7 protein-coding genes are annotated in these 7198 nt (G+C 75.2%); 2 read left to right on the forward strand and 5 right to left on the reverse strand.

The window, feature by feature from the left end; genetic code table 11:
• Positions 1–46: 46 nt before the first annotated feature.
• Both ACJOT3_RS30140 and ACJOT3_RS30145 read right to left on the reverse strand, forming a co-directional pair.
• Positions 47–1570 carry an MFS transporter gene (locus ACJOT3_RS30140; protein WP_406976525.1) on the reverse strand — a complete coding sequence of 508 codons (1524 nt, stop codon included), beginning with the start codon at positions 1568–1570 and terminating at the stop codon, positions 47–49.
• A complete protein-coding gene (locus ACJOT3_RS30145) occupies positions 1567–2151 on the reverse strand; it encodes a TetR/AcrR family transcriptional regulator (RefSeq protein WP_406976526.1) in 585 nt (194 codons plus the stop codon). The genes ACJOT3_RS30140 and ACJOT3_RS30145 overlap by 4 nt, the downstream gene beginning before the upstream one ends.
• A 176-nt stretch (positions 2152–2327) precedes the next feature.
• Between ACJOT3_RS30145 and ACJOT3_RS30150 the strand changes: the two genes are divergently transcribed.
• Entirely contained in the window at positions 2328–3668 is a 1341-nt protein-coding gene (locus tag ACJOT3_RS30150) for an MFS transporter (RefSeq protein WP_406976527.1), read from the forward strand.
• On the opposite strand, the gene ACJOT3_RS30155 is transcribed toward ACJOT3_RS30150, so the two are convergent.
• Positions 3608–4474 carry an AraC family transcriptional regulator gene (locus ACJOT3_RS30155; RefSeq protein WP_406976528.1) on the reverse strand — a complete coding sequence of 289 codons (867 nt, stop codon included), beginning with the start codon at positions 4472–4474 and terminating at the stop codon, positions 3608–3610. The genes ACJOT3_RS30150 and ACJOT3_RS30155 overlap by 61 nt on opposite strands.
• A 254-nt stretch (positions 4475–4728) precedes the next feature.
• Here ACJOT3_RS30155 and ACJOT3_RS30160 point away from each other — a divergent pair, with 254 nt between their 5' ends.
• Positions 4729–5874: a baeRF2 domain-containing protein gene (locus ACJOT3_RS30160; protein WP_406976529.1), complete on the forward strand. Its 1146-nt coding sequence runs from the start codon at positions 4729–4731 to the stop codon at positions 5872–5874.
• 67 nt (positions 5875–5941) lie between these two features.
• Here ACJOT3_RS30160 and ACJOT3_RS30165 read toward each other — a convergent pair whose 3' ends face one another.
• Both ACJOT3_RS30165 and ACJOT3_RS30170 read right to left on the reverse strand, forming a co-directional pair.
• Positions 5942–6913 (reverse strand): exonuclease domain-containing protein, encoded by a 972-nt coding sequence (locus tag ACJOT3_RS30165; RefSeq protein WP_406976530.1) that lies wholly within the window; start codon positions 6911–6913, stop codon positions 5942–5944.
• 92 nt (positions 6914–7005) lie between these two features.
• A partial coding sequence (locus ACJOT3_RS30170) for a His/Gly/Thr/Pro-type tRNA ligase C-terminal domain-containing protein (protein WP_406976531.1) occupies positions 7006–7198 on the reverse strand: 193 nt, incomplete at its 5' end.

Below are 7198 nucleotides of genomic sequence, written 5' to 3' on the forward strand. Positions count from 1 at the left end.
CGCCGCGGCCCCGCCCCCGGTGGCCGGGGGCGGGGCCGCGCGCCGTCTAGTGGTGCTGGGTGTGCAGGTCCAGGCCGCGCGGCACCAGGGCGAACACCGCGGCGGCCGCCGCGAACATCACCAGCGCCCCGATGAGCCCGGTCCGGGCCAGGGAGTCGGTGAACGCCGTGCCCGCCCGGGCCGCCAGTTCCGCGGCGCCGGTGCGCTCGGCGATCTCCAGGGCCGCCCCCAGGGACTCGCGGGCGGCGCCCAGCTCGGTGGGGGTGGGGCCGGTGATGCCGGAGGTGTCCAGGTGGCCGCGGTAGACGGCGGCGGCGATGGAGCCCAGCACCGCCACCCCCAGCACGTTGCCCAGGTCGTAGGCGGTCTCCTCGATGGCGGCGGCGTTGCCCGCCTTGGCCGCGGGGGTGCCGGACATGATGATGGCCGAGGCGATGGTGAGCGCCCCCGCCCCGCAGCCGAGCAGCAGCAGCGCGGTCAGCACCACGGGGACCAGCGGCGGCAGGACGTAGAGCAGGGCGAACCCGGTCCCGGCCACGGCCAGCCCGCCGGCCAGGGCGGTGCGCGCCCCGATCCGGTCGGCCAGCCAGGGCGCCAGGGGCGAGGCCACGACCGCGCCCGCGGCCATGGGGGTCAGGTACACCCCGGCCATGAACGGGGACAGGCCGCGCACCAGCTGGAGCCACTGGGCGACGAGCAGGAGCAGGGCGGCCATGGCCATCATGGAGGTGAGTGCGGCCAGCACCCCGGCGGTGAACGGGCGGCGGGTGAACAGGCGCACGTCCAGCAGCGGGTCGGGGCGGTGCAGGCAGCGCAGCACGAACCAGGTGAGCACGCCCAGGGCGGCGGCGAGCACGGCCCAGCCCACCGGGTCGCCGGCGCCGGCCTTGGCGAAGTGCTTGATCGCCCACACCAGGGCGACCATCCCGGCGATGGCCTGCACGGTGGCCAGGGCGTCCCAGGAGCCGGGGGCGGGGTCGCGGACCTCGGGCAGGATGAGCAGCCCGGCGACCAGGGCGGCGGCCATGATGGGCACGTTGACCAGGAACGCGGCGTGCCAGGTGAAGTGCTCCAGCAGCAGCCCGCCCAGGATGGGGCCCACCGCCATGCCCAGGGAGGAGGTGGCCGCCCATACGCCCAGGGCGGTGGCGCGCTCGCGCGGGTCGGGGAACAGGCTGCGGATCATGGACAGGGTGGTCGGCATGATCATGGCGCCGCCGGCGCCGAGCAGGGCCCGCACGGCGATGACGGCGGCGGGGGTGTCGGCGAGCAGGACCAGCAGGGAGGCTCCGCCGAACACGGTGAACCCGGCGAGCAGGATGAGGCGGCGGCCCCACCGGTCGGCCAGGGCGCTCATGGGGACCAGGAGCCCGGCCAGGACCAGCGAGTAGACGTCGATGATCCACAGCTGCTGGGCGGCGGTGGGGCGCAGGTGCGCGGCCAGGTCGGGCAGGGCCACGTTGAGGACGGTCATGTCCATGGCGACCACGAGGAGGCTGGCCGACAGGACGGCCAGCCCGGCCCAGCGTCGGCGCCGGGTCAGGGCGGTGGTCTCGGGTGGGGTGGTCACGGGGTCCTTCCGTGGTGGGTCCGCAGCAGGGCGGCGAGGGGGGTGTACAGGGCGTCGGCGTCCAGGGGGGTGTCGTGCAGCAGGGCGTGCACGACGGTGCCGTCGATGAACACGGCGGCGGCGCGGGCGGTGGCGGGGCCGGTGTGCCGGGTGAGGACCTCGACCATGCCGTCGAACCAGGTCAGGGAGAGGGGGCGCAGGTCGGGGTCGGTGACGGCGGCGTAGGTGAGGGCGAAGTCGGTGCGGACCCGGTCGCGGTCGGCGAGGTAGGCGGCGAGGAGGTCGCACAGGCCGCGCGGGTCGCCGTCGTGGTCGGCCAGGGTGGTGCGGGCCTGGTCGAGCCAGTCGTCGCACTGGGCGGTGAGGTGTTCCAGGGCGGCGACCTTGAGTTCGTCCAGGGTGGCGAAGTAGTAGGTGGTCGAGCCCAGGGGGACGCGGGCGCGGGAGGCCACGCGCCGGTGGGTGAGGTGGTCGGGGCCGTCGCTGACGATGACGTCGGCGGCGGCCCGGACGATGGCGCGGCGGCGGCCCTGGGGGTCGCGGCGGGCGCGGGAGGGGCCGGTGCCGTCGGTGCGGGGCACGGTGTCGGCCTCCTTGTCCGGGCGTTCATGGACAGATGTACATGTACGAAGGTACACAAGGGTGTGCCCGGGGGGTCTGCGGGGTGGGTTCTGCGGTGCGCAGAGCGGTGTTCTACCCGGTGGTGGCCTGTGTCAGGATGGCGCGCACCGCACCCGCAACGGATGAGCGAGGCCTCATGGCGCACCCCTCCACCCCGCTTTCGCCGCTGGGCCCGGGCTACCGGCGCCTGTTGGGCGCCGCGATCCTGGGCAACCTGGGCGACGGCATCGCCCTGGTGGCGCTGCCCTGGTACACCGCCACCCTGACCGGGGACCCGGTGGCGGTGGCGGCGGTGGCCGCGGCCGGGCGGCTGCCCTGGCTGGGGGCGCTGGTGGCGGGGGCGGTGGGCGACCGGATGGACCGGCGCCGCCTGATGGTGCGCGCCGGGCTGGGCAAGGCGCTGGTGCTGGTGGTGCTGTGCGCCCTCATCGCCGTGGACGCGGCGGGGGTGCCGGTGGTGGTCGCCGCGGCCCTGCTCATCGGGGTGTGCGAGGTGTTCTTCGACAACACCGCCCAGTCGCTGATGCCGATGGTGGTGCCGCGTGGGCGGCTGGAGCGCGCCAACGGGATGCTGTGGAGCGCGGAGGAGATCGCGAGCCGGTTCGTGGGCGCGCCCCTGGCGGGGGTGCTGGTGGCGGTCTCGGCCGCGGCGGCCTTCGGGGCGCAGGCCCTGCTGGTCGTCGGCGCGGTGGCGGCGCTGCTGGCCCTGCGCGGCGACTTCTCACCCGCCCCGGCGCCGTCGGGGCCCGCCGCGTCGCTGGGGGCCATGGTCGCCGAGGGCGCCCGGTGGCTGTGGCGGCACCGGCTGCTGCGCACCCTGGCGGTGGTGCTGGCCCTGTCCAACCTGGCGGCGTCGATGAACGCCGCGGTCCTGGTGCTGTTCGCCCGGGACGTGCTGGGGATGGGTGCCGCCGGGTTCGGGCTGCTGCTGACCGCGGTGTCGGGCGGGATGGTCCTGGGCGCCCAGGTGGTGCACCGGCTCGTCCCCCTGGTCCCGCCGGGGGTGACCCTGGCCGGGGCCCTGGCGGTGCAGGGCGGCGGCTACCTGCTGGTGGGCCTGGCGCAGCAGGTGTGGGTGTTCGCGGTGTGCTTCGTGGCGGTGGGGTTCTTCATGATCTGGTGGAACGTGCTGACGGTGTCGCTGCGCCAGCGGATCGTCCCCGACCACCTGCTGTCGCGGGTGCTGGCCGCCTACCGCACCGTCGGCTGGGGTACCGCCCCGGTCGGCGCGCTGGCGGCGGGCGCCCTGGCCGCGGCCCTGGAGCCGGTGGTGGGGCGGGTGTGGGCGCTGTCGGCCCCGTTCCTGGCGGCGGGGGTGCTCAGCGCCGCCCTGGTGGCGGTGTCGGCGGTCGGCCTGACCACGCGGTCGATCCGTGCGGCCGAGGCCGCCGCCGGCACCGGCGGGGGCTCGGGGGGTCAGAGGCGTTCGACGGGCAGCCAGAGCTCGCCGGAGGCCGTCGACCCGTCCTCGCCGTAGTCGACCTTGACGATCTCCGGGCCCGGAACGCTGCGGTGGGTGGGGTGGGAGGGGAACCACCGGCCGAAGGCGTCGGCCCACACCCGCTGGATGCCCTCGGGGAAGGGCACCGCCTCGAAGGGGAACACCGCCCAGGTGCCCGCCGCCACCTCCAGCACGTCCATGCCCTCCGGGGCGGGGGCGCCGGTCACCGCAGCCTGGTAGTAGTCCAGCAGGCTGCCCTCGGCCCGCTCGGGCTCGATGGCGTCGACCACCGACACCACCCCGCCCGGCTCGCCGTCGGACAGCTCCGCCAACCTCTGCCAGTGCTCATCGCCCAGGCCCCGGACGAACGCGTCCATGTCCGGGTTGGGGCCCTCGTACACCAGCGGCACCCGCGCCCTGTACCCCACGAGGCGCAGCGCCTCTTTTTCCACGATCCGGTACCGCACGGCGGTACCTCCTTCCACGGTCAGGCGGAACGTCATCCGCGGTTGCGAGGTCAGGACCGCGCCGGTGCGCCGGGCCTGGCCGGGTCCCACCCCGTGCAGGGTGCGGAACGCGCGGGCGAACGCCTCGGCCGACCCGTAGCCGTACCGGGTCGCGATGTCCAGCAGGGTGGCGTCGCCCTGGGCGACCTCCACCGCGGCCAGGGTGAGGCGGCGCCTGCGGACGTACTCCGACAGGGGCATTCCGGCCAGGGTGGTGAACAGGCGGCGCAGGTGGTGCTCGGAGGTGAGCGCCACGCGTGCCATCCGGGCCACGTCCACCGGTTCTCCGGTGTCCTCCTCCACCAGGTCCAGCGCCCGGTTCAATCCCTCCAGCACGGTCCTGCTCCTCTCTTTCGCCTCCGACGCTACGGAGTGCGCGGGCGCCCTGACCCGACCGCGGGCGTGCGCGTTGTGTCGGGTCGGGGCGGACGCCCCTCCTTCGGGCAAGGTCGGGACATCGTTGGGCAAGGACTTGCGTCGCCCCCGACGTGGACGGTTACGGTGGCAGCACCCTGACCTGAGGATGGCCGACAGGCCGACCCCGAGAAGGAGGTGGGCGGGGCGGGGGTCACACCGCGCCCCGCGGATACATGGACCTGGGTTTTCTGCGACCGCTGTACGACAACGACGCCCCGGTGGCCTCGGTGCACCTGGACACCAGCCGTGACACCATCGACGCCGACAAGAGGATCGAGCTGCGCTGGCGGCACCTGCGCGAGGAGCTGTCCGCGCGGGGTGCCGACGAGGCCACCCTGGACGTGCTGGGGGAGGCCGTGGGGGAGGGTTCCTCCCGGGCCTTCGGCGACCACGGCCAGGCGCTCTTCGCCTCCCAGGGCAGGCTGCTGGGCGAGTTCACGCTGAGCGAGCCACCGTCCCAGGACCGGGCGCTGTGGGCGCCGGTCCCCGACGCCCTGCCGGTGGTGGTGGACCGGGGGCGGCACCTGCCCTACGTGCTGGTGGCCCTGGACCGGGTCAAGGCCAAGGTGTACGCCTACGCGGGCGACCCCGATCCCAAGCCGGTCCTGGAGAAGGCCTTCACCGGCGCCGACCTGCACAACATCGACACGATGGGCCGGGGCGGCCCCGGCAGCCTGGGCGGGTACAACGGCGACTACGTCCGCAAGCACTACCACCTGGAGACCTGGCGCGAGAACACCGCCCGCCTGGCCGAGATGGTGCGCGAGGCGGTGGCCGAGGTCGATGCCCGGATCATCATCGTGGGCGGGGACGACGAGGCGATCTCCTACCTGCGCGACAACATCCACGAACGCCGGCTCTCCATCCCGATCCAGGTGGTGCCGGGCGGTCGCGGCGGCCCCGACGCGGAGCAGCGCCTGCACCAGGCCGCCGCGGAGGCGCTGCGCGACTTCATGGTCGAGTCCCAGAAGGGGGCTCTGGAGGAGTTCGAGCAGAAGCTCGCCCAGGACCAGGCGGTGCGCGGCACCGAGCCGACGCTGCCGATGCTGTCGGAGGCGCGGGTGCGCACCCTGCTGCTGGGGGCCGAGCGGGACGGGGAGCCGGACCTGTGGGGGTCGCTCACCGCGCCGATCCTGGTGGCGGCCAAGCCCGACCGGCTGGACGACCCGGCCGCGGCGTTCCGGGCCCCGGCCAGCGCGCTGATGCTGCGGTCGGCGGTGATGTCCGACGCCGGGTTCGTGGAGGTCCTGGAGGGGGGCGAGCCCGCCGCGGGCAGCGGTGCGATCCTGCGCTTCCCCCGCCAGCGCCCGGAGTCCTGACACGGAGGAGGGGGGCCGTCCGCGCGGTGCGGGCGGCCCCCTCTCGTGCGCGGGTCGGGTGCGCGGGTCAGGCGCCGGTGGTCATGCCGAGCCGGACGAGCAGGTCGGCCTCGGTGACGAAGGCGATCTTCTGGCCGCGTGCGGCGTAGGTCTCGGCCTGGCGGTGCTTGGAGGTCTTGCCGGCCCCGTCGTGCCCCCCGACCACCAGGACGTCGGTCTTCTTCGTGACGTTCTTGGCGGGGGTGCCGCCGGCCTCGGCGATGCGCCGCCACACCTCGGGCTTGTCCATGGACTCCAGGTCGCCGGAGACGCACACGACCTTGCCGTACAGGGGGCCGGAGGGGTCGGCGTCGGGGGAGGGGGCGGGCAGTTCGGCCTGGGCGGCGCGCTGCCAGCGGGCGAACCGGTCCTCCACGGGGCTCTCCCGCACCGGTGCCGGTGCGGGGGTCGCGGGGAGCGCGGCCGTCAGGGGTGCCAGGTGGCGCAGGCCGCTGCCGGCGGCGCGGGCCAGGTCGGCCAGCGACGTGGTGCCGTGGCGCCGCATGGCGGCGATGGCGATGCGGGCGGCCGCCTCGGCGTCGGCGTCGGCCCGGTGGTGGTGGGTGACCCGGTGGCCGATGTGGGCGCTGACCGTGGGCAGCCGGTGGTCGGCCAGCTCGGCCCAGGTGCGGCGCGACAGGGCCAGGGTGCAGGCGTAGTCCCAGCCGGGGGAGGCCAGGCCGGTGCGGGCGCAGGCCTGGGCGATGACGCCCATGTCGAAGGGGGCGTTGTGGGCGACCAGGGCGTCGCCGTCGGCGAACTCCACGATGCGGGCGTGCACGGTCTCCCAGGTGGGGGCGCCGGTGACGTCGTCGGGGGTGATGCCGTGGACGGCGATGTTGTGGCGGGAGAAGAAGTCGATCCCGGCGGGCGGGCGGATCAGGGTGGTGTGGCGGTCGACGATCACTCCGTCGCGTACCTTGACCAGGCCGACGGCGCAGGCGCTGCCCCGGTCCTGGTTGGCGGTCTCGAAGTCGATCGCGGTCCAGCTGTCCGACACTCTGGTTCCCTTCCCGCACAGTGGTGACGCGTCGAGGCTACCCCCGTATTCCGCCGCCGGGGGCCCGAACAGGGCTCCCGGCGGCGAATGCCTCATTCTTCCCAGAGGTCGGTGGTGCGGGCGGCCACCAGGGCGGCGGCCCGGTCCAGGAACCCGGCCACCGGCAGGGCGGGTGGGCGGCGGCCGTCGCGCAGGCGCACCGCCACGGTGCCCGCGGCGGCCTCGCGGGCGCCGATGACCGCCTGGTAGGGCACCAGGCGGTGTTCGCGGACGCGGGCGCCCAGG

The organism is Nocardiopsis protaetiae, assembly GCF_045446735.1.
Classification (GTDB): Bacteria; Actinomycetota; Actinomycetes; order Streptosporangiales; family Streptosporangiaceae; genus Nocardiopsis; species Nocardiopsis protaetiae.

Bases quoted from the DNA above. Each gene is read 5' to 3' on its own strand.
- ACJOT3_RS30150 (WP_406976527.1), top strand. From the start codon at position 2,328: ATGGCGCACCCCTCCACCCCGCTTTCGCCGCTGGGCCCGGGCTACCGG.
- ACJOT3_RS30160 (WP_406976529.1), top strand. From the start codon at position 4,729: ATGGACCTGGGTTTTCTGCGACCGCTGTACGACAACGACGCCCCGGTG.